The organism is Sphingomonas alba (assembly GCF_023516555.1).
Taxonomy (GTDB): Bacteria; Pseudomonadota; Alphaproteobacteria; order Sphingomonadales; family Sphingomonadaceae; genus Sphingomicrobium; species Sphingomicrobium album.
In genome coordinates this window covers 1,686,425-1,706,843 of the sequence record NZ_JAMGBD010000001.1, presented here as the reverse complement: position 1 = coordinate 1,706,843, position 20,419 = coordinate 1,686,425, and the positions used below count along the sequence as shown (strand labels likewise).

At 64.7% G+C, this 20,419-nt stretch carries 30 protein-coding genes; 9 read left to right on the top strand and 21 right to left on the bottom strand.

Translation table 11 applies throughout. From position 1 onward, the window contains the following. Nucleotides 1-19: 19 nt before the first annotated feature. Complete coding sequence (locus LZ536_RS08980) at nt 20-382, bottom strand: DUF2200 domain-containing protein (RefSeq protein ID WP_249848268.1); 363 nt, start codon at nt 380-382, stop codon at nt 20-22. Between the two features lie 68 nt (nt 383-450). Here LZ536_RS08980 and LZ536_RS08975 point away from each other — a divergent pair, with 68 nt between their 5' ends. Then, the gene (locus tag LZ536_RS08975; RefSeq protein WP_249848259.1) at nt 451-1,044 is read left to right on the top strand and encodes a hypothetical protein; all 594 of its coding nucleotides are present in this window, start codon (nt 451-453) and stop codon (nt 1,042-1,044) included. A 13-nt stretch (nt 1,045-1,057) separates the two neighbouring features. On the opposite strand, the gene LZ536_RS08970 is transcribed toward LZ536_RS08975, so the two are convergent. From LZ536_RS08970 to LZ536_RS08950, 5 genes are all read right to left on the bottom strand, one after another. Then, nucleotides 1,058-1,324 carry a hypothetical protein gene (locus LZ536_RS08970; RefSeq protein WP_249848257.1) on the bottom strand — a complete coding sequence of 89 codons (267 nt, stop codon included), beginning with the start codon at nt 1,322-1,324 and terminating at the stop codon, nt 1,058-1,060. Between the two features lie 176 nt (nt 1,325-1,500). Further along, nucleotides 1,501-1,833: a hypothetical protein gene (locus tag LZ536_RS08965; RefSeq protein WP_249848255.1), complete on the bottom strand. Its 333-nt coding sequence runs from the start codon at nt 1,831-1,833 to the stop codon at nt 1,501-1,503. Nucleotides 1,834-1,875: 42 nt separating this feature from the next. After that, complete coding sequence (locus LZ536_RS08960) at nt 1,876-2,700, bottom strand: hypothetical protein (RefSeq protein ID WP_249848253.1); 825 nt, start codon at nt 2,698-2,700, stop codon at nt 1,876-1,878. Between the two features lie 230 nt (nt 2,701-2,930). Further along, nucleotides 2,931-3,161: a hypothetical protein gene (locus LZ536_RS08955; RefSeq protein WP_249848251.1), complete on the bottom strand. Its 231-nt coding sequence runs from the start codon at nt 3,159-3,161 to the stop codon at nt 2,931-2,933. 46 nt (nt 3,162-3,207) lie between these two features. Further along, nucleotides 3,208-3,531, bottom strand: coding sequence for a hypothetical protein (locus LZ536_RS08950; RefSeq protein WP_249848249.1), 324 nt, complete (start codon nt 3,529-3,531; stop codon nt 3,208-3,210). Between the two features lie 221 nt (nt 3,532-3,752). Here LZ536_RS08950 and LZ536_RS08945 point away from each other — a divergent pair, with 221 nt between their 5' ends. The 3 genes from LZ536_RS08945 (at nt 3,753) to LZ536_RS08935 (ending at nt 4,933) form a co-directional block, all read left to right on the top strand. Next, nucleotides 3,753-4,100 carry a hypothetical protein gene (locus LZ536_RS08945; RefSeq protein WP_249848247.1) on the top strand — a complete coding sequence of 116 codons (348 nt, stop codon included), beginning with the start codon at nt 3,753-3,755 and terminating at the stop codon, nt 4,098-4,100. 217 nt (nt 4,101-4,317) lie between these two features. Beyond that, nucleotides 4,318-4,530: a hypothetical protein gene (locus tag LZ536_RS08940; RefSeq protein WP_249848246.1), complete on the top strand. Its 213-nt coding sequence runs from the start codon at nt 4,318-4,320 to the stop codon at nt 4,528-4,530. Between the two features lie 124 nt (nt 4,531-4,654). Further along, entirely contained in the window at nt 4,655-4,933 is a 279-nt protein-coding gene (locus tag LZ536_RS08935) for a hypothetical protein (RefSeq protein WP_249848244.1), read from the top strand. Nucleotides 4,934-4,941: 8 nt separating this feature from the next. On the opposite strand, the gene LZ536_RS08930 is transcribed toward LZ536_RS08935, so the two are convergent. Genes LZ536_RS08930 through purT form a run of 6 tightly spaced genes read right to left on the bottom strand, consistent with a single transcriptional unit; the run spans nt 4,942 to nt 10,070 of the window. After that, complete coding sequence (locus LZ536_RS08930; RefSeq protein ID WP_249848243.1) at nt 4,942-5,346, bottom strand: hypothetical protein; 405 nt, start codon at nt 5,344-5,346, stop codon at nt 4,942-4,944. 49 nt (nt 5,347-5,395) lie between these two features. Beyond that, the gene (gene argR, locus LZ536_RS08925; protein ID WP_249848241.1) at nt 5,396-5,857 is read right to left on the bottom strand and encodes an arginine repressor; all 462 of its coding nucleotides are present in this window, start codon (nt 5,855-5,857) and stop codon (nt 5,396-5,398) included. Then, nucleotides 5,854-6,705 carry an acetylglutamate kinase gene (gene argB, locus LZ536_RS08920; RefSeq protein ID WP_249848236.1) on the bottom strand — a complete coding sequence of 284 codons (852 nt, stop codon included), beginning with the start codon at nt 6,703-6,705 and terminating at the stop codon, nt 5,854-5,856. The genes argR and argB overlap by 4 nt, the downstream gene beginning before the upstream one ends. Beyond that, complete coding sequence (gene argJ, locus LZ536_RS08915; protein WP_249848232.1) at nt 6,702-7,865, bottom strand: bifunctional glutamate N-acetyltransferase/amino-acid acetyltransferase ArgJ; 1,164 nt, start codon at nt 7,863-7,865, stop codon at nt 6,702-6,704. The genes argB and argJ overlap by 4 nt, the downstream gene beginning before the upstream one ends. After that, nucleotides 7,862-8,863 carry an N-acetyl-gamma-glutamyl-phosphate reductase gene (gene argC / locus LZ536_RS08910; RefSeq protein WP_249848224.1) on the bottom strand — a complete coding sequence of 334 codons (1,002 nt, stop codon included), beginning with the start codon at nt 8,861-8,863 and terminating at the stop codon, nt 7,862-7,864. The genes argJ and argC overlap by 4 nt, the downstream gene beginning before the upstream one ends. 37 nt (nt 8,864-8,900) lie before the next feature. Then, nucleotides 8,901-10,070: a formate-dependent phosphoribosylglycinamide formyltransferase gene (purT, locus tag LZ536_RS08905; RefSeq protein ID WP_249848222.1), complete on the bottom strand. Its 1,170-nt coding sequence runs from the start codon at nt 10,068-10,070 to the stop codon at nt 8,901-8,903. Between the two features lie 72 nt (nt 10,071-10,142). Here purT and LZ536_RS08900 point away from each other — a divergent pair, with 72 nt between their 5' ends. Continuing rightward, nucleotides 10,143-11,024 (top strand): peptidylprolyl isomerase, encoded by an 882-nt coding sequence (locus tag LZ536_RS08900; protein WP_249848220.1) that lies wholly within the window; start codon nt 10,143-10,145, stop codon nt 11,022-11,024. Nucleotides 11,025-11,078: 54 nt separating this feature from the next. On the opposite strand, the gene LZ536_RS08895 is transcribed toward LZ536_RS08900, so the two are convergent. The 3 genes from LZ536_RS08895 to LZ536_RS08885 form a co-directional block, all read right to left on the bottom strand. Further along, on the bottom strand, nt 11,079-11,339 hold the full coding sequence (locus LZ536_RS08895; RefSeq protein WP_249848218.1) for a hypothetical protein: 261 nt from the start codon (nt 11,337-11,339) through the stop codon (nt 11,079-11,081). A 136-nt stretch (nt 11,340-11,475) separates the two neighbouring features. Then, entirely contained in the window at nt 11,476-11,775 is a 300-nt protein-coding gene (locus tag LZ536_RS08890) for a PilZ domain-containing protein (RefSeq protein WP_249848216.1), read from the bottom strand. A 23-nt stretch (nt 11,776-11,798) separates the two neighbouring features. Further along, nucleotides 11,799-12,113: a PilZ domain-containing protein gene (locus LZ536_RS08885; RefSeq protein WP_249848208.1), complete on the bottom strand. Its 315-nt coding sequence runs from the start codon at nt 12,111-12,113 to the stop codon at nt 11,799-11,801. A 236-nt stretch (nt 12,114-12,349) separates the two neighbouring features. Between LZ536_RS08885 and LZ536_RS08880 the strand changes: the two genes are divergently transcribed. Then, nucleotides 12,350-13,663 (top strand): L,D-transpeptidase family protein, encoded by a 1,314-nt coding sequence (locus LZ536_RS08880; protein ID WP_249848206.1) that lies wholly within the window; start codon nt 12,350-12,352, stop codon nt 13,661-13,663. Nucleotides 13,664-13,714: 51 nt separating this feature from the next. Here the strand turns inward: LZ536_RS08880 and LZ536_RS08875 are convergent, their stop codons facing one another. Continuing rightward, nucleotides 13,715-14,404 carry a murein L,D-transpeptidase catalytic domain family protein gene (locus LZ536_RS08875; protein WP_249848204.1) on the bottom strand — a complete coding sequence of 230 codons (690 nt, stop codon included), beginning with the start codon at nt 14,402-14,404 and terminating at the stop codon, nt 13,715-13,717. 312 nt (nt 14,405-14,716) lie between these two features. On the opposite strand from LZ536_RS08875, the gene rpsU reads away from it, so the two are divergent. Beyond that, nucleotides 14,717-14,923, top strand: a complete 207-nt coding sequence (gene rpsU / locus LZ536_RS08870; RefSeq protein WP_118858261.1) for a 30S ribosomal protein S21 — start codon at nt 14,717-14,719, stop codon at nt 14,921-14,923. Nucleotides 14,924-14,996: 73 nt separating this feature from the next. Beyond that, nucleotides 14,997-15,515 carry an FKBP-type peptidyl-prolyl cis-trans isomerase gene (locus tag LZ536_RS08865; protein ID WP_249848202.1) on the top strand — a complete coding sequence of 173 codons (519 nt, stop codon included), beginning with the start codon at nt 14,997-14,999 and terminating at the stop codon, nt 15,513-15,515. Here the strand turns inward: LZ536_RS08865 and LZ536_RS08860 are convergent. Genes LZ536_RS08860 through pyrE form a run of 5 tightly spaced genes read right to left on the bottom strand, consistent with a single transcriptional unit; the run spans nt 15,500 to nt 19,201 of the window. Further along, nucleotides 15,500-16,612, bottom strand: coding sequence for an AI-2E family transporter (locus tag LZ536_RS08860; protein WP_249848200.1), 1,113 nt, complete (start codon nt 16,610-16,612; stop codon nt 15,500-15,502). The two genes, LZ536_RS08865 and LZ536_RS08860, sit on opposite strands and share 16 nt — an antisense overlap. After that, nucleotides 16,612-17,487 (bottom strand): signal peptidase I, encoded by an 876-nt coding sequence (gene lepB, locus LZ536_RS08855; protein WP_431357926.1) that lies wholly within the window; start codon nt 17,485-17,487, stop codon nt 16,612-16,614. Before lepB ends, LZ536_RS08860 begins: the two co-directional genes overlap by 1 nt. Then, the gene (gene acpS / locus LZ536_RS08850; RefSeq protein WP_249848198.1) at nt 17,488-17,895 is read right to left on the bottom strand and encodes a holo-ACP synthase; all 408 of its coding nucleotides are present in this window, start codon (nt 17,893-17,895) and stop codon (nt 17,488-17,490) included. Beyond that, entirely contained in the window at nt 17,892-18,620 is a 729-nt protein-coding gene (locus LZ536_RS08845) for a pyridoxine 5'-phosphate synthase (protein ID WP_249848197.1), read from the bottom strand. Before LZ536_RS08845 ends, acpS begins: the two co-directional genes overlap by 4 nt. Continuing rightward, nucleotides 18,617-19,201, bottom strand: a complete 585-nt coding sequence (gene pyrE / locus LZ536_RS08840; protein WP_249848195.1) for an orotate phosphoribosyltransferase — start codon at nt 19,199-19,201, stop codon at nt 18,617-18,619. Before pyrE ends, LZ536_RS08845 begins: the two co-directional genes overlap by 4 nt. A 134-nt stretch (nt 19,202-19,335) precedes the next feature. On the opposite strand from pyrE, the gene coxB reads away from it, so the two are divergent. Continuing rightward, nucleotides 19,336-20,403, top strand: a complete 1,068-nt coding sequence (coxB, locus tag LZ536_RS08835) for a cytochrome c oxidase subunit II (RefSeq protein ID WP_249848192.1) — start codon at nt 19,336-19,338, stop codon at nt 20,401-20,403. The last annotated feature ends 16 nt before the right edge of the window (nt 20,404-20,419 follow it).

The following is a 20,419-nucleotide window of genomic DNA, read 5'->3' as shown; positions in this document are numbered from 1 at the left end:
CTCGTCCTCAACTGGCCGGCTAGCCCGCCCGCAGGATCTTTTCCATCGCCTTGCCCTTGGCGAGTTCGTCGATGAGCTTGTCGAGATAGCGGCACTCGCGCCTCAGCGGTTCCTCGATGTCCTGCACGCGGTCGCCGCAGATCGTGCCGGTGATGAGGGAGCGCGCCGGGTTCAGCGCCGGGGCTTTGGTGTAGAAGGTCTCGACGTCCGTGCCCGCCGCAATCTCCGCCTCCAGCTGGCTTTGCGAATAACCGGTCAGCCAGCGGATGATCTCGTCAATCTCCGCCTTCGTCCGCCCCTTCCGCTCGGCCTTGGCGATATAGGCCGGGTAAACCTTTGCGAAGGGCATCTTGTAGAAACGGAGCCAGACAGCGTTAGGCATGAGTCGCCCTCCGAATTGATCTATGTAATTATTACGGTGCCGAATCGACCTGATGCAGGAGAAAGTCCATGCGTCACCTTGCACTCGCGCTTCTCTTCGTCTCGCCTCTCTTCGCCACCGGTTGCAACAAATATAGCCCCGCGGAAAACGCATCGGCCAATGACGCGGCCGCCGCGCCAGCAGCCGAACTCTACGTTATCGAGGCCGGGACGATCACGGGCAACCGCCAGCCCGGGATCAATTCATGGTTCAAGGTCAAGAGCTCCAAGGACGGAATCGAATCCGATCGCCTCGGCGGGGAATGCATCCTCTTCCGTCCCGCCGATCTGGGCTACACTCAGATGGCCGGGAAAACCTGCACCGACGACGACGGCTGCGCTACGGGCGAAGGCTACCCCTATTGCCATGCCGACAGCGGCAAGTGCTGGACCAGGCCGATCGTGCCCCAAGGTGCGAAAGATCCCTATTGCAACCGCAGTGTCGATTACGAACCTCCCAAGCAGTGGAAGGACGGCGAGCTCAACAAGATTTCAGCCCAGGCGATCCCAGTACCTCAAGGGCTGAAAGCCAATGCACAGGCGCGGACTTATGCGATCCTGAGGTTGAAGGACGACGCGGGGCCGCCGATGGTCAAATGGGGCGATCCGAAGCCGATCCCGTGACCGGTTGGCCGGCCTAGTATCCCCCGCGGTCGTCCACTTCCAACGTCACTTGCCGCGGCGACCAGCCGGCCCAGTTGCCGATGAACAGCGCGATCACCACCAGGCTCAGGGCGATGGCGACAATGCCGATCAGCACCGCTTGGCGATCGACGATTTCGCGGTCCGGGACGACGGTCTTCTTCGCCACTTTAAGCGGCGGGTCGCGGCGGATACGCGACGGCTTCGCCGCCTCGGCCGCGAGGTCGACGAACTGCTTTCCGGAAGGGACTGGCCTCGTCATGCGCAGGACTCTAGGCCGAACAGGGTTACGAGACGGTTAGCGCCCGAGCCGCCGAGCGCAGTGACGCCGGCGCTTGCGCCGCCGGAACAGCGCGTAGAGATGGCGAGTGCCGGCCGACGGGGAACGACCGAAGGGAGGACAACCCGATCGACGTCACGGATTGACTCCGTGACGGCTCAGGCCGCCCGGCTCTTCCGCGCCTTGTCGAACAAGGCCGCTTCACTCTCACGCCGCACCCTCGCCCGCGCTTCGCCGGTATGGTCCTTGCCCGATGGATTGCAGCGGGTGTGGCACAGGCGGAAATTGTCGAGGCCCTCGCCGCCGGCCGGCGATACCGGTTCGATCGTACAGACCTGGTCGTATCCCCTCGGCAGATCGAAGCGCATCGGCCGCCGGCAGCGGGCGCAACTATCGCCGTCGCGATGGCGGAGCGCCGCAAGCCGTGCCGCCTCCCGCTCGCGCTTGAGCTTCCACGGGTTAAGGAACTGGAGAATCGAACGCTGGGACATGGCGGCAACGCTAAACGGCGGTGGTTACAAGTCGGTTAGCATTCAGGCCGGCTGGGCCGCGGCCACCGGCACCGACGGCCTCTTCCCCGCCTGCCAGCCCGCCCAGCTTGTCAGCGCGCCGATGGTGAAGCCGGTGCCGACGACCAATGCGCTCGGCACGGTCCCGATCAGCACTAGGATTCGCTCCAGCGCCGGATTGTGCTGCATCAGGCCCATGGTCAGCATCTGCGCGACGATGAACCCGCCCGCGACCAGGAACGGCCGCGCCTTGTCGCGGAACCGCCACCAGATGACGGCGATGATGACGAGCTCCGTTGCCATCCCGAGTTCGATCGTGGTCATGATCCGCGGAAAATCCTGCGGCCCATGAACCTGCAGCGGCGGAATCCACGTGCCGAGCACTCGGCTGAACGGCGATTCGAACAGGATCAGCGGCGTCGCCAGCATATATCCAGAATGCTGCCACACCTTCCGCCGGTATTTGAGCGCCCGATAGTAGAGGGTGACGTAGGCGGCGACGGCGATGGCGAGGCCGATGAAAAACTGGCCGCCGAACAGGACCCGCGTCGGGCCGTTGCCGGCGACGAAGCCCTTGCCGGTAAGGTCGATGATGGCGGTGAGGCCGCAGATCAGGAACGGGAAGAGGATGAGGCTCGACTTGCCGACCGCGCGGTGCAGCGGCAGCTGCTCTTTCTGCACCGACCAGCTCTGGAACAGCACCATCAGCACCCAGATACTGGCGGCGACGCCGTGGGCGTGGAACTGCCACGGAACCGTCAGGATCGGCGAGAAATAGCTTTCCCAGAAGCCGGCCAGGATCACGGCGATACAGGCCAATACGTAATAAGGCGCATTTCTGTACGGCATCGGATGCCCCCCGCTGCTTGCCTCCGCATAGCACGCGCTGGAGCCGGTAACTATGCGCTAACGCCCGCGCCATTGTCGGCGAAAGGTGATGCAAGCGCGACTGGCAACCTCACGCCCGCTGGACGCTTCCTGCCGACTCGATCAGCCTCTTCGACGGGGCAGAGGGAGGAAGGCATGAGTTTTGTCGTGCTTCTGCTGGCAATCGTCGCCGGCTTCCGCAGCTTCTAGGCTTAAGGCAGGATCTTCGGGGACACGGGTCCGGCCGGCGCCAACGCCCAGGCCAACGCGGCCAGTGTCGCGAAGGCCAAAGCCACCCCGATTATCGATCCGGGATGTGTCGGCTCGCGGCGGCGGCGATGCTCCGGGACGTGTGCGAACATGGCGCGCAGCCGCTTGCGATCCGCCCGCGACAGGCGAATCGGCTTGCAGTCGGCGACGTCGGTTTCGTCCCAGTGCTTCATGTCCCGACCGTAACCATTGTTCGGTTACGATCGGGTTATCGCGGCCCTATTCCGTCGGCGGACCCCCGGCGCATGCCAGGTCATATTGCGACACCGACCGGCCGTTCCGCGAATTCTGCGGCTGCTCTCCGGCATATTTCGTGCCGGCGACACCATCCTCGTTGAATGGCGAACCGCGGGCATCGGCGGCGTGGCCCGGAAGTCGGGTCGCATCTTCCTCGCCGCATTCGACATCGTGCGCAGGCTCGGTCGGGCCGTTCATATGAACCCAGCCCTTGCCCGTGGTCGGACCGTGGCTGTGACCCGGTGCGGCCACCGCCGGCGCGAGCGCGAATGCGCCGGCGGCGATCATCAGAATTCCGATTTTCATGTGGAGCTCCTTTTCAGTGCCCCCCGTTGCAAGACGCGGCACAGCTCCCTGTTCGGCCCTCAACGCTCAGGCGGCGTCCGCGTTGCTCGACCTGTCGTTCCCACCATTCGCAGCGGCCTGATGTAAGCGCTGCCGACATCGGCAGAAGCACGGATTGAACGGGCCGAGTGCTGGGGCGTTTCTTGCCGCGCCCGATCCGGGCGGAAATAGAGGAGAGCGACATGTACAAGATGTTGCTTGGACTGGCGGGCATCGCCGCTTTATCGACACCTGCCATGGCCGATGGCTTCGGAGGCAATTCCCCCAACAGTCCTAACGGCTTTTTCGTCGTCAGCGGCGGCGGCGGGAGTTTCGGCGATCGACATGACGGCCGCCGCCGCAACAACAATGGCGACAGCGGGGTCTGGATCAATGGCGGCGAATGGGCCCGATACAACAATAGGCCGTTCGAACCCGACAGCTTCAACGGCTGGTGGCACGACCGCCCGGAGCGGGCCTATCCGGCATGGATGCGCAACAATCAGGACTGCGCCAAGCCTTGGTATCAGGGTTCGACACTGCGTTGCTGAAGCCCCGAAATTCCCGAATCAAATTTTTGTTAAATTAGGGCTTGCGAATCGCCTGGAAGAGTCGCACACATTGATTGTCTCGAAGGCGAAAGCCGGAGAGTCGGGGGACCGGAAGTGGCAACACTTCCGGTCCTTTCCGTTTATGGGCCTCGCCTATCCGCAGCCTTTCAAAGGCGCGGCAACTCTCCCTTAACCTTGTCGGCGCATTCTTGGGGCCATGATCCCGATGAAGCACTCGTCGATATTCAAGAGTCGCTGGATGGCGCTCATCTGGGCGGCCGGGATCATCTATTTCGCGATGCAGGTCGCTACACCTGGCCCGCCCGCCCCTGCCAAGAAGGATGAGCAGGCCCAAGCTACCGACATCACCGGCGCCCCCGTCAAAGACGAGGACATGAAGAAGCTGGAAAAGGCTATCAAAGGCCTCTAAGTCTTTCTTTCCAAAAAGATTATCGGCTTCGCGCGCTCTTTGCTGTATGAACGCCGGGCTGCAGGCACTTTCAGCGGCGGTTCACTTCGCCGGCGTTATGAAGGGTGCCATGAGGAGAAATTCCATGACTCGTCGTGCGATCATGTTCGTTGTTGGCGGCGTCGCCGTTGCGGCGCTGGCTGCAGGCGCGGCCTATGCGCAGAACGCGGGCGGTCAGCAGGCGGGCACCCAGAACACGCCGTTCAACTATGAAATCAAGGACGGCCAGCGGGTGCCGAAGCCGGGCAACCGGATCACCAATCCGGACGGCAGCTGGCGCGAGGAAACCCGCCAGGGCGCCTGCGTCACGATCAAGGAAGGCGGCGCCGACGGGTCGGTGAAGACGACCCGGAAGTGCGACTGACCTGAAGCCTAGCCGACCTTGCTCGGGACCTTGGCTCCGGGCTTGATGGTGCAGGCGGGGAGTCCCGCCTTCACGACATCTTCGCAAAGCCTGACCTGGACGCTTTCGTCCGGCCCGACGAACAGCGCCCAGTCGCGGCTACGGCCGTATTTGTCCTGGCAGCTCGCGGTCCAATAGGACACGTTCTTATATTCGCCGACATAGCCGGACTTGGTCACCGTCCGGCATTCACCCCCCGTTTCGTAGATCGCGCGCTTGAGAGCGATGGCGCGGTTCATGTCGTCGAGCTGGTGCAATTTGTCCTGCCCTTCGGAGCGGACGACGATGGGTTGCGACGGCTGGGTCGCCGGATTGTCATTGTTGCAGGCCGCCAAAGTGGCGAGCAGGGCGAGCGGCAGCAATAGCCTGGCCATCAGTGGACTCCTTTGCCGTATGCAACGCGTTCCGGCACGAAAAGGCTTCCTAGCGCCCTTCGCGGCGGCGGCGAAGGGCCGATGCGACCGCTCCTGGCACTGCACCATCGACCAGAGCGAGGAAAATTGTGTCGTCGCCAGCGATCGTCCCGGCCACTTCCTCAAGGCCGGCGGCATCGAGCGCATTGGCGACGAGATTCGCCGAGCCCGGCGGCGTCTTGAGGACAATGAGATTCCCGGCCGTGACAATGTCGGTCACCCATTCGCTGAGAAGCCGGTCGAGCCGCCCGGCTTCGCCCGTCTCCAATTGCTCCGGCAAGCGATAATGCATGGTCCCGTCGCGACGGATACGGACGGCGCCCAGCTCGTCGAGGTCGCGGCTGACAGTGGCCTGGGTCGCCGGAACGCCTGCCAGGTCGAGCCGCGCAACCAGTTCCTCCTGGCTGCCGATCCTGTGCTGTCTCAACCAGTCGGCAATCATCCGCTGGCGCTGCTGCTTGGCGGCGGTCATTGGGTCACCATCGTGCCGATGCCGGCGTCGGTGAAGAGTTCGATGAGGATGGCATGCTCGGCACGACCGTCGATCATGTGGGCGCTTCCGACGCCGCCCTCGATCGCCTCGGCGCAGGCAAGGAGCTTGGGGATCATGCCGCCGGTGACGCTTTCATCGGCGATGCGGGCGCGAGCCTCGGCGGCGCTCAAGCGGTGGACGAGGCTGTCAGGATTGGATGGGTCCTCGAGCAGGCCCGGAGCGCCAGTCAGATAGATGATCTTCTCCGCCTTCATGGCGATGGCGATGGCGCGGGCGGCGTCGTCGGCGTTGATGTTGTAAGGCTGGGCCGAGGTATCGGCGCCCACCGTGGAGACCACCGGAATCAAACCGTCATCATGGAAGTCGTGGAGCAGTTCGCCACGGACCTTGGTGACACGGCCGACAAAGCCCAGCCGTTCGTCCACCGGCTCGACCTCCAGCAGCCGCCCATCCTCGCCGGCGACGCCGATCGCCACCGGCTCCAATGCGTTGATCGCGGCGACCAGGTCGCGGTTGGTCTTGCCGACCAGCACCATGCGGACAATGTCGAGCGTGTCGGCGTCGGTGACTCGGAGGCCGTCGATCCGCTGTACGGCTATGCCGGCGCGCTCCATCTGCTCATCGATCTGCGGCCCGCCGCCATGGACGAGCACGACGCGGATGCCGACGCTGTGTAGAAGGAGCACGTCCTTGGCGAGGCTACGCGCCCGATCCGGATCGGTCATCGGCAGGCCGCCGACCTTTACGACCAGGGTCTTGCCGGTGAAGCGGCGGATGTAGGGCAAAGCCTCGATCAGCAGCCGTGCGGTATCGTGGGGCGTGATCATGAGGTCGCCGCATTCTCTTTGATGTAGCCGGGACCAAGGTCGACTGAGACGGCGCGGCCTTGGCCCGAGCCGATGCCGAGATCGACGAGGATGTCGATCTCCTTCCCTTTCATGTGAGCGAGGACCGCCTTGGCGTCGTGGGCGATCTCGACTCCGCCCTCGGCGACCTTGATGCCCCCATAGCTGACCGACGATTTGTCAGCCTCGAAGGCGATGCCGCAGGAGCCGGCCTCGGCCAGAAGCCGGCCCCAATAGGCATCGGCGCCGTACCAGCTGCATTTGATCAGCTGGTTCGAGCCAATCGAACGGGCCGCCTTGCGGGCCTCGGCATCGGAGGCCGCTCCGGTGACTCGGATGACGACCAGCTTGGTCATGCCCTCGGCGTCGCGGGCCATCTGCAACATCAATTCTTCGCAGACCTGGAAGACGCCGTCCTCGAACGCCGCCATGCCCTTGGGCGGCCCCTTGCGGCCGCTGGCGAAGAGCATGACCGTGTCGTTGGTCGAGGTCGCGCCGTCGGTGATCAGGCAGTTGAAGCTGGCATCGGCGGCACGGAACAATATGTCCTGCAGGACCGGCCGCTCGACATCGGCGTCGGTGGTCAGGAAAGCGAGCATGGTCGCCATGTTCGGCGCCAGCATGCCGCAGCCCTTGGCCATGCCGCCAACCGTCCAGCCGTCGCCGCGGACCAGCGATTCCTTCGGGCGCGTGTCGGTCGTCAGGATACCCTTGGCGGCGTCGCGATGGCCGTCGCGGCTCAGGGCGTCGCCAAGCCTGGTGATGCCGCCGAGGATCTTCCGCATCGGCAGCTGGAAGCCGATGAGGCCGGTCGAGCAGACCAGCATTTCCTGCGCCGAGCAGCCGACTGCCTCCGCCGCGGACTCGCACATCGTCTCGGCATTGGCGCGGCCCTTGGCGCCGGTGCCGGCATTGGCGTTGCCCGAATTGACGATGACGCCCGACGCCATGCCGTTCGACGCCTGCAGCCGCTCGACGCAGGCCTCGACCGGCGGGGCGCGAAACTTGTTGGTGGTGAAGACGGCGGCGGTCGGCACGGGATTGCCGTCGTCGGTCGCCAGCAAGGCGACGTCGCGGCGGCTGGCCTTCAGCCCGGCATGGACGCCGGCGGCGACAAAGCCTTCAGCAGCGGTAACGCTCATGGATAGACTCCGGCAATGGGAAGCCCGGCCGTCTCGTCGAGGCCGAGCATGATGTTGGCGCACTGGATCATCTGGCCGGCCGCGCCCTTGCCGAGATTGTCGATGGCGGCGATGGCGACGACCATGTTGGTGCGCTGGTCGTAACGTGCAGTCAGGAAGGCGGCATTCGATCCGCTCGCCCATTTGGTCTCGGGCGGCGTCTGGCCGACATAGACGAACGGCTCGGCGGCATAGGCCTCGGCGAGGATCGCCAGCGGGTCCGAAGGGCCGGTGGCGCGGGCATAGCAGGTGGCGAGGATGCCCCGGCTCATTGGCGCGAGGTGCGGCGTGAAGATGACCTCGGCGCCGGTCACCATCTGCATCTCGGCTGTGTGGCGATGTTTCAGCAGGCCATAAGCTTTGAAATTGCCCTCGACCGCGCCGTAGATCGTGCCGTGGGAGGGGATCCGGCCGGCGCCGCTAACGCCGGAGGCGGCATCGACGATGACGCCCTTTGTCTCGATGACCCCCGCTTCGACGAGGGGCTTTAGCGCCAGGCTGGCGGCCGTCGGGTAACAGCCCGGCGCGGCGACACGATTGGCGGCGGCGATATCGGCGCGGCGGAATTCCGGCAGGCCATAGACGAAGCTTGAGAGCAGGTCCGGCCGCTCATGCTTCTCGCCATACCAAAGCTCATATTCCTCGGCGGTATCGAGCCGGAAATCGGCGCCGAGGTCGACGAACTTGCGATCGCCAATGGCGTCGACCAGCTTCTGGCTCTCGCCATGCGGAAGCGCGGCGAAGACCAGGTCGCAGCCGTCTAGCAGGCTCTCGTCCCATGCATCGAACGCCCAGTCGCCATAAGCAAGGCTCAGGTGTGGATGGAACGCAGGAACCGGCTTGCCGGCGGCTGACGCGCCGAAGGCCCGCGCGACATCGATGCCCGGATGGGCAGCGAGAAGCCGCATCAACTCGCCACCGACGTAACCGGAAGCACCAAGGATGGCTGCACGAATCATGCAGGTCCTATGCAAATTAATGCATATTTATGCAAGACTATGAATATTCAATCCTGACGCAACCTGCGGCCTGAACCGCGCGGACCACGGCCTGCTCCGTATCTTCGGCGCGGGCGAGGGCCACTCCCATGCGGCGATTCTTCAGCGTGTTCGGCTTGGCGAAGATGCGGATGTCCACGGGCGAGCCTTCGCGACCTAGGGCCATGGCATCATCCAGCCCTTCGAACCGGAAATCCGTGCACTCCCGGCCCGCGAGGATCACAGCGCTGGCCGACGGCCCATAAAACTCGATCGCCGGAATCGGCAGGCCGAGGATGGCGCGCAGGTGCAGCTCGAACTCGTTCAAATTCTGGCTGATCAGGGTGACCATGCCGGTGTCGTGAGGGCGCGGCGACAATTCGGAGAAAATGGCCTCGTCGCCCGCAATGAAGAATTCGACGCCGAAAATGCCATGCCCGCCGAGTGCATTGACGACCTTGGCTGCCTGGTCCTTCGCGGATTGGAGCGCCGCGTCCGGAAGTCGCGCCGGTTGCCAGCTCTCCCGATAATCGCCCGCCTCCTGGCGGTGTCCGACCGGCTCGCAGAAGAGGATGCCGTCCTTCGTCGCGATGGTCAGGAGCGTGATCTCGCTGTCGAACCGGATGAATTGCTCGACGATCACTCGAGGTCGTTCGCCGCGCATGTTGGCGACGGCATAATCATAGGCGCGGCCAAGCTCGTCGGCGTGATTGGCGACGCTCTGGCCCTTGCCCGAGGATGACATGACGGGCTTCACGACACAGGGGAAGCCGACGGTGTCCCCGGCCGCCACGGCCTCATCGCGGCTTTCTGCGAAAACATAGGCGGAGGTCTTGAGGCCCAGCTCCTTCGCCGCGAAATCGCGGATGCCGTCGCGGTTCATGGTCAGCTGCACCGCTTTTGCCGACGGCACCACGTGCCAGCCCTCGCCCTCCAAAACGCCCAGCGTCGCCGTGTCGATCGCCTCGATCTCGGGGACGATGTGGTCGGGGTGGTGCTTCTCGACCGCCGCGCGCAACGCCGCGCCGTCGAGCATCGAAAAGACCTCGAACGCATCGGCGACCTGCATGGCGGGGGCATTGGCGTAACGGTCGCAAGCGATGACTTTGCAGCCGAGGCGCTTGGCGGCGATGGCGAATTCGCGGCCGAGCTCACCGGAACCGAGAAGCATGAGGGTGGCGATATGCATGACTGCTCGCTAGCTTCTCCCCATTCATTCGTCACCCCGCACAGGCGGGTTGATGCGAACAGGGGGATTTTCGTGCGCCACCTTCTAATCCTGCCCGCCCTAGCCCTGGTCTCCGCGGCTCCAGCGCCGCCCAAGACCCCGACCGACGCGATCGCGGCGTCCAAACCCGCGGAATGGGCGCAGATCCCGGCCGACGATTTGCTGGTCATCGACCTCGCTTCCGGCAAGCGCGTCGTCGTCGAACTGGCGCCGCAATTCGCGCCGGTGCACGTCGCCAACATCCAGAAGCTGGCGCACGCCGGCTACTGGCAGGGCGCGAACATCTACCGGGTCCAGGACAATTACGTCGCGCAATGGGGCAATAACGACAGCGAGAAGCCGCTGCCCGCCGGCGTCGTAAAGGTGCCGCCCGCCGAATATCACCGCGCGCTCAAGGGGCTGAAGATCGTGCCGCTGGGCTCGCCCGACGCCTATGCGCCCGCCGCCGGCTTCTCGCTCGGCTGGCCGGTCGCTTACGATCCGAAGCGCGGCACCGCCAACCTCACCCACTGCTACGGCAGCGTCGGCGTCGGCCGCGGCCTGTCGCCCGACACCGGCATGGGCGGCGAACTTTATGCCGCCATTGGTCACGCCCCCCGCCATCTCGACCGGAACATTGCCGTCGTCGGCCGCGTCGTCAGCGGGATCGAGAACCTCTCCAGCCTGCCGCGCGGGACCGAGGCACTGGGCTTCTACAAGGAGCGCACTAGCGACGTGCCGATCGCCTCGGTGAAGCTGGCCTCGATGATGCCGGAAGGCGAGCGGCCCAAGTTCGAATATCTGAAGGAGGGCTCAGCCTCCTTCGCAACATGGCTACGCCTCAGGAAGAACCGCAAGGACGATTTCTACATTCGTCCGGCGGGCGGCGTCGACCTTTGCAATGCGCCGGTGCCGGTCCGGCCGGTGGGCGGATAAAGAAACGCCCGCCCCTCGCGGGACGGGCGCTCTTCGGGATTTGTGGACCTGTTGCTAGGCCGCCCAGGCGGGCGACTGCATCCGGTTGCGATGGTGAATGATTGCCGGGCCGCTGTGCGACCGCATGCTGGCTTCAGCCAAGGGCAAGGCCGTCGTGCAGAAGGCGCACTCCGCCGAAACCCGGCCGATGATCCAGTGCGTACGCCCGCAACCGGGGCAGTGATTCACTTCATGCTCACGATACACGGCGTGATAGCCACGGCCGGCAGGATCATGCGCCATGCGCAGATCGCCAAGTGTCGGATAGCTCGACATAAAAACCGTTCCTTTCGGTCGGTTGGAACGGACGAATACGCCGGAAGGTTGCATGCCAGCTATGGGGACGAATCCGTAGGTGTCGTTTCGGGACAGTTTACCGTGTTCGTTATGTCACAGTCGGATGGGCTGGCAGCTAGTCGGCAAGCCCTTCGAGCGTCACCGGTTCCGCAAATTCGGCGCCGAGCCTGAGGCCAGCCGTCCAGCGGACGATGGCGCTGGCGCGGTCGCGGCCGGGCAGGATCAGCCAGATCCGGGCGCCGACATCGAACTCGCCGGCGGTCTCAGCCATGAAGCCTTTTTCGGAAATGTTGAGGACGCGGGCTTCCGTGCCTTCGGAGCCAAGCTCCCGCACCTTGCCCTCGACATCGATCGGGTAGCGCGGTTCGCTTCGACGATCGGACGGGTCGGCTTCGGCAATGCGCGCCTTAATCATCGAAAAAACTTCATCTCCAGGCGTTATGATTCAAGCTGCGCAACAAAATTGATCCCGACGCGACCTTCACGGACCCAACGCACCTGCCCCGCGACCGCCCCGTGGTCAAGCAACTGAAGCCCTACGTCCTCGCCGATATGCGGCACATCAGCAAAGATCACCATGACGCCGGATTTCGAAATATTGCCGACACGGACGACATGGGTCTTGCCGCGAAAGGTCATGGTGGCGGTCTGCAACTCGCCTTCGACATCGAAGCGCGGCTCGTCGCGTTCATCGAACATACGGCGGACGTTGCGCGGGATCATGCCACCTTCGAGACCAAATTTGCCAGGCATCGCGCCCTCCGCGTGTCAGACATTTTCTCTATAATTGCCGCTACTTAACGTTTGGTTTGCAAGCCATCAATCATGTGTTTCGGCATCGAATGTCTCTAGAGCAGGCTGTTCATCCTGTGTATGATGCAGATCAGGCAAAACTGTGTCGCCGCCAATGCGTAACCACCCACAGAGATACGGGGATAGTCGACGTGAAGAGGTTTGAGCTTGTCCGCTCGCTGAGTTTGGCAACGGTGATGACACTGCTGCCGGTCCAGGCATTCGCCCAATCGAGCGCGGAGCCAATCACGAGCACGCCTCACGCCCCGGCCCAGCCGCAGCCGAAATCGCCGAACGCGCGCATCCAGACACCGGTCAGCCCGCCGGCGCGTGACCCAATGGCGCCCCTGCCGCCGGCCGAGGGCGCCGCCCCGGCCCTCGAAGTACTTCCGCCGCCGATGTGGCAGGTCAGCGACGCCCAGGACCTGCTTGCCTATATCATCGGCATTGGCGCCGAGGGGCTCGACCCCGCGGATTACGATCCCGCCGGCCTCAACCGCGCCATCCGCGGAGGCGACCCGATGACCATCTCGAAGACGGCTACGGACCTCTTCAACCGAGTCTCGTCGGACCTCGCCTTCGGCCATGTCCGCGGCGACGACCGGCAAGGCTGGTTTGTCGTCGACAAGGACCTGGACGATGCGCGGCAGCGCCAATTGCTGGATTATGCGCTGGCGACCCACAGCATCCGCACCGCTTTCCAGGGCCTGCTGCCGACCCATTCGCAATATGGCTTCCTGAGGGCGGCGCTGGCGGCAACCGACAAATCCGACACGGCCAAGATCAACCGCATCCGGCTCAACATGGACCGCTGGCGCTGGCTGCCCCGCGACCTCGGCAACAAATACGTGATCGTCAATGTGCCGGCTTTCTACGCGACGCTGGTCGAGAATGGCGTCACGCGCTGGAAGCAGCGGGCGATTGCGGGGTCGATCAAGACACCGACGCCGCAGCTGACTGCGATGGCGACCGGCGTCATTCTCAATCCCTGGTGGGAAGTGCCGACCAGCATCAACAAGGAGGTCGCCGGCAAGGCGGGCTTCGTGTCCGTGAAGGGCAAGGACGGCAAGGTCCAGCGCTGGCGCCAGCCGCCCGGGCCGACCAATGCGCTCGGGCAGATGAAATTCGTGATGTACAATCCGTACAACATCTATCTGCACGACACGAACGCCCGAAGCCGCTTCAATGGCCAGGTCCGGGCCTTGAGCCACGGCTGCATCCGCACCCAGAACATCCATGACCTCGCGGCCGAACTCGGCAGCGACGATGGCGGCGAATGGACTCGCGAGCACATCGACGAGGTGCTGGCGACTGAAAAGACGGTCGAGGCGAAGTTCGTGAAGCCGGTCCCGGTCTATATCGTCTATTTCAGCTCGGCCGCGCTCAATGACGGTACGATCATTGACTACAAGGATCTCTACGGCCGCGACGCGAAGGTGATTGCCGCATTGCTCGACAAGAAGCCTGCGGCGCCGGTCAAGGCGAAGGCCACCCAGACGGCGGCGAAATAAAATCCAGTGCTTGGGAAGGTGGAGGCGCGGAGTGGGTCCGCGCCTGCGCTGCTACGCTAACTTATCCGCGTAGATCATGCGGCCGCCGCCGAGGCGGGCCATGACCTTTTGCTGGTCGGCGCGGCTGAAGGCGAAGCAGCCTTCCGAACGGCCGAGCTTGCCGTGAATGGCGATCATCTCCGGCTCGGCATACCAGGCATTGTGAATGACGATGGCGCGGTTCTCGGCATTGTTGTTGGTCCAGTCGAGGCCGTGGACCTTCATCGAGAGACCGTATTTGCCATTATAATAGTCGCCGGTCGTATAGGCGCCATTCGACGTCGCGGCGGAGCCGGGACGGTTCGAGAATTGCTCGAGGAAGCCCGAATGGTCGGGATCGGAGCCGCGGCCGTGGGCGACCGGATAGCTTTCGACCTGGCCGGTCGGCATGTGAACGACGTGGAATCGGCCCTCGGCCGAGCTCTTCGAAAAGTCGACTATGCCGATGAAATCGCGATTCTGGATGAAGGGGCGCGAATCGAGCGCCGCCTTGGCTTTCTGGAACAGGACCGGGTTGATCCCGCCCGGCGCGCTGGTGAGGGCCTGCGCAGCAGGAGGCGTCGGCATCGCGGCCTTCAGATCGACCTGCGGAGCGGCAAGGATGCCCATCGGGAGCGGCACCGAGCTTGCCGCGGAAGAGATTAGCAATCCCCCGGCTCCGGCAGCACCCAAGCGCAACAATTCCCGACGATTCAATGACATCCACCCACTCCAAATGCGAAGCAAAGGGTGTAACAGGCGGATCGTTAACTGCCGATAACCTTATCGTTCAGGTTTCCAATTCCATCCCGCCGGCGGCTCGATTCGTCGTGATTCGTTTAGTTCGATGGGCTAAGTGGCTGCAAATAGGCCGCTCTTGTATATTCCCCGCTGCGCTGGTAGGTGGCCCGCCACCGCCGCGGAGAAGGGCTTCGCGGTGAACAATATTATTTGCGCGGTTGTGGACGGGATGAATGTCCCGCATGGCCGCCTTATTCGCCCGGCGGATGGCCGGTTTAGGAGTGACGGTCTTTTATGCAAATCATCGTTCGCGACAATAATGTCGACCAGGCGCTGCGCGCACTGAAGAAAAAGCTGCAGCGCGAGGGCGTCTATCGCGAGATGAAGCTGCGCCGGCATTACGAGAAGCCGTCGGAAAAGCGCGCCCGCGAGCGCGCCGCTGCAATCCGCCGCGCCCGCAAGCTGGAGCGCAAGCGGATTGAGCGCGAAGGCGCCCGCTAAGACCGATTGAATTCCGGAGGGCGCCGTCGAGCGCCCTCTTTTTTTGCCTGTTCCCAGCCCAAAGGGGTCGCCCATGTCCGTCAGCCAGGTTCCGCTTCAGCCGTTGAAGCGCGGCTCTGTCTCCAAGCTCTGGCTGGGCATCCTGCTACTGGTCGCCGCCGCCGTCCTCCTGGCATGGGTCGGGGCCGGCTCCCTGCGCGGCGAGACGACACCGAACGGCGTCACCATCCGCACCGTCAAGGCCGGCGAAGGTGCCTTCATCAAGCCGGTCGACGGCGTCCTGCTCGAATATGTCGGCCGCCTCGAAGACGGCAAGGAGTTCGATTCGAGCCGCGGCCAGCCGGTGCCGATGATCGCCGGCCAGGTGATTCCGGGCTTCGCCGAAGCGCTGCAGAAGATGCAAAAGGGCGGCAGCTACAAGATCCATATTCCGGCCGCGCTCGCCTATGGCGCCAGCCCGCCCGAGGGCAGCCCGATCCCGCCCAACGCCAACCTCAATTTCGACATCTCGATCGTCCAGATCGTGCCGAACGCGGCGCTGATGATGCAGCAGCAGCAGCAGCCCGAAGCAGCGCCTCAGCCGGGGCTCTGAGCCTCCGCCGCAGCGTCCTCCACGGCACGCTGGCGGCTTAGCTCGACCAGGCTCACCTTCAGCATCGCCAGGATCGGGTCGGCGAACAGTAGTCCGAGGATTCCGAACAGCGCTCCCATCAGCAGCTGCATGGCGAGCACCAGCGCCGGGGCGAGGTCGACGGTCTTCCTGGCGATGTACGGGACGACGAGATAGGCATCGGCGTTCTGGACGAAGAAATAGACGACAATCGCCCACAATCCCTCGCTGGTGCCGGCGCTGAAGCCGACCGCGACCATCAGGACGCCCGACGTGATGGCGCCGATGTTGGGCAGGAAGGCGAGCAGGCCGGTGATGAGTCCCAATAAAGCCGCCATCGGCACACCCCCGATGGTAAGCAGCAGCCAGGTGCCGACGCCCTCGAACAGCATGGCAATGAGCCGCCCGAACAGCAGCCGGCGCAGGGTCCAGCCGATCTTGTCGCCAAGCGCGTAGAAGCGCTCGCGGTGGCGCAGCGGCAGCATCCAGGCGACGCCCCGGTCGTAGAGACGCGGCTCGGCGGCGATGAAAATACCGATGACGATCATCACCAGCAGGCTGGCGAAGGCGCCAAGCGCGGTGCCGACAGCGCTCGTCAGGCGGCCGACCGAGCCGAGCAATTGCTGGCCGATGTTGGACAGGCTGTTGCCGGTAGGGATCAGGCCTAGCGAGGCGGCGAAGGCCATAAGCTTGGTGAACTGCGCCTCGACGACGGCACGCAGAGCCTCGAACTGGGCGGCGATGGTCGTGCCGGCAATGTAGAAGGTCCAGCCGACGAAGCCGAAGCCAAGGATGATGACCAAAGCCAGCCGGAAGCCGCGCCGGATCGGCAGGACGCGACCGAGCAAACGGGTACCCCCGTCAAGGAAGACGGCGAAGATCATCCCGCCGATGATCAGCATGAGCGGCTGGGCGAGGACGATGACGCCGATGATCGCCAGTGCGAGACCGAGCCAGACCGAGGCCCGCGCCAGCTCGCGTCGGACGAACGGGTCGCTGAATTCGGTCGGGCCGGGCTGCTCGATATGCACTTCGACGGCCGGAGCGGCTTTCGCTCTCCGGACCGGCCGTCGTGCCATTATTCGGCGCTTTCCTCGGTCTGGGTCGTGCCGCGCAGAGTGTCGCCGGCGCGGCCGCTGCGGAGCGCCCGGAACCAGGTCAGGGGGTTGAGCAGCTTGGTCGTGCCGTCGAGCGAGAAGGTAATGAACTCGGCGCGTCCGCCGATATTCTCCCACGGCACCGGACCGCCGAGCCCCTGCTCCTCGAGCGGGAAGCGGCTGTCGGCGCTGCGGTCGCGATTGTCGCCCATCAGGAAGACATGGCCGGCCGGGACCTTGATCGGCCCGAAATTATCGCCCTGGCTGGGACCGAGGTCGATGGTGTCGTAGCTGGGTCCGCCGGGAAGGGTTTCGCGGACGATCGGCAGGCGGCAATAGGCCTTGCCGTCGTCGGTCCTCACCTGTGCACCGAAGAAATCCATGCCGCAGGGCGCATTGGCATCGACAGGAATCATTGCCGGCGGGCGCTGTTCTGAATGGACCGGCTTGCCGTTGAGGATCAGCCGGCCGCTGCGCAGTTCAACCGTGTCGCCGGGGAGGCCGATGGCCCGCTTGATATAATCCTGGCTGCCGCCCGGCGGCGTGACGATGACGATGTCGCCCCGGCGCGGAAGCTTGCCGAGCAGGCGACCGTCCCAGTGCGGGAGGACGTGGAAGCTGGGGCTGACCCAGGACCAGCCATAGGGGTATTTCGAAACCACCAGCCGGTCGCCCTTGAGCAATACCGGCATCATCGATTCCGACGGAATGTAGAAGGGCTTGGCGATGAAGCTGTGGAAGGCAAGCACGGCGACCAGCACCCAGAACAGGCCCTTTATCTCACGCCAGACGGCGGATTCCTTGGGCTTCTCGGGCTCGACGGCCTTGGTCTCGGGGACGGCGATGTCTTCGGTCACTCAGGACTCCAGCTTGCGGGCTTCAAGGATGACGAAGGCCTGCGCCCAGGGATGATCGTCGGTCATGGTCAAATGGATGTGCATGGCGTGGCCCGAAGGCGTCAGCGCGTCAAGCCGCGCCCGGGCCCCGCCGGTGAGCGCCAAGGTAGGTGCGCCCGACGGCAAATTCACTACCCCGATGTCCTTCATGAAGACGCCGCGCTTGAAGCCGGTGCCGACCGCCTTGGAGAATGCCTCCTTGGCGGCGAAGCGCTTGGCCAACGTCCCGGCGATGGTGTGGGGGCGGCGGGCGGCCTTGGCCCGCTCGGTCTCGGTGAAGACGCGGTTGAGGAAGCGGTCGCCCCAGCGGTCAACCGAATTCTGGATCCGCTCGATTGAGCAAAGGTCGGAGCCGAGGCCGACGATCATCGCGCGGCGCCCATCAAGGCGCGCATCCGCTGCACCGCGGCTTCGAGGCCGGTGAAGATCGCTTCGCCGACCAGGAAATGGCCGATGTTCAATTCCGCGATCTGGGGGATGGCGGCGATCGGCTGGACATTGTCGAAGGTCAGGCCGTGGCCCGCATGCGGCTCGATGCCGTTCTTGGCGGCAAGGGCGGCGGCGTCGGCGACGCGCTTCAATTCGGTCACCTGCTCGGCGCCTTCGAGGTGCGCGTACCGGCCGGTGTGGAATTCGACGACCGGCGCGCCGAGGCGGATCGCGGCTTCGATCTGGGCAGGGTCGGGCTCGATGAACAGGCTGACCCGAACCCCCGCGTCGCGCAGCTTCTCGCAATAATAAGCCAAATGATTGTGCTGTCCGGCCGCATCGAGCCCACCCTCGGTCGTCCGCTCCTCCCGCTTCTCGGGGACGATGCAGGCGGCATGCGGGCGATGCTTCATCGCGATGGCCAACATCTCCTCGGTTGCTGCCATTTCGAAATTGAGCGGAACCGGCAGTTCGGCGCACAGGCGGGCAATGTCGTCGTCGGTAATGTGACGGCGGTCTTCGCGGAGGTGCGCCGTGATGCCGTCCGCGCCCGCCTTCGCCGCCAGCAGACCGGCGCGCACCGGATCGGGATAGCCGGCGCCGCGCGCATTCCGCACGGTCGCGACGTGATCGATGTTCACGCCAAGACGCAGATGTCCGCTCAAGCCGCCGCCCTGCTCCCGGGCTTGACCGCCGGGATCGCTGCCAGCTCGGGCGGCAAATCGTCGGCAGAGTAGGTCGGCACGTCGATGCGGATCAGCGGAAAGAAGGGCACGCCGAGGTCCGCGCTCCCCGACGAACGGTCGACCAGCGACGCTTCGGCGATCACCTCGGCGCCCGTTTCGATCACGGCTTCGATCGCTTCGCGGCTCGACAGGCCGGTGGTCACCACGTCCTCGACCATCAGGACTTTCTGGTCCCGCTCCAGGCCGAAGCCGCGACGGAACTCGAAGACGCCTTCCGGTCGCTCGAGGAACACCGCCGGCTTGCCCAGCGCCCGGCCCATTTCGTGGCCGATGATCACGCCGCCCATCGCCGGCGAGACGACGACGTCGATCCGGTTGCGGATGTCGGACGGAATCTTCTCGGCCAGAGCCTTCGCCAGCTGCTCCGCTCGCGCTCCGTCCATCAGCACCCGTGCGCATTGCAAATAGCGCGGGCTGCGGAGGCCGGAAGACAATATGAAATGCCCGTCGAGCAGCGCTTCCGCCGCCCGGAACTCGGCCAGGATTTCCTCGTCGGTCATGGCCGCCAATTAGGCGCGCAAGTCCAACGGTTCAACGCCCTTGAGAGCGCGCGAACCCCGCCCTATAAGGCCGCCGACTTCACGGGCACGCCATCCTCGGCGGGCCGTCCTGCAACCCAATTTTCGGGGTGAGAATGAAACGGATTGGATGGGCAATTGCCCTTGCGGCCGCGGCGATGACTCCACTGGCCGCAGCGGCTCCGCAAGCGACCGCGCCGGCCGCGAATACGACGGCTCCCGCAAATGACACTGCCCCCGCCGCTCCTGGCATCCCGATGGTCGCCCCGACGCCCGATATCGGCGAGCCGACCCCGGGTGGCATCGCCATCCAGCCGCAGGTGACCGAGCTCGGCCGCGAAGCGCAGAGTTTCCACAATAACTGGCTGCTGCTGCTGTGCGGGCTGATCAGCGCGCTGGTGCTGGCGCTGCTTGTCTGGACGCTGATCCGCTTCAACCGCAAGGCCAACCCGACCCCGTCGCGCACCAGCCACAACACGGCCATCGAGGTGGTCTGGACCCTGGTCCCGGTGCTGATCCTGGTCGGCATCGCGATCCCGTCGATCGGCCTGCTCCGCAAGCAATATTCGCCGCCGCCCGCCGACCTCACGGTCAAGGTGATCGGCAACCAGTGGTACTGGACCTACCAATATCCGGACAATGGCGGGTTCGAGATCGTCGCCAACATGCTGAAGGAAAAGGACCAGGTGAAGGCGGGCGAGCGCTACCGCACCGACGCCGACGGTCCCAAGCTCCTCGCGGTCGACGAGCGCATCGTCATCCCCCAGGGCAAGATCGTGAAGTTCATCGTCACCTCGAACGACGTCATCCACTCCTTCGCCGTACCGGCCTTCTGGACCAAGATCGACGCCAACCCCGGCCGCCTCAATGAGACCTGGGTGAAGGTCGACCGTCCGGGCGTCTATTTCGGCCAGTGCAGCGAGCTTTGCGGCGCGCGCCACGGCTTCATGCCGATCGCCGTCCAGGTCGTTCCCCCGGCCGAGTTCGCGCAGTGGGTCGCCAGCAAGGGCGGCACCATGCCGGGCGCCAAGCCCGCAGCAACGCCCGACAGCACGGCTGCCTCGCCGGTGACCGAAGCCGCCGTCCCGGCCGCTGGCGGAGCGCCGCAGCCGGCGGTCGCCCCCGGCGCTGCTCCGGCGACGGCCCAGCCTGCTACCAATCAAGCCGCCACGGCCCAGAACTAAGACGCGGAAGTAGAGA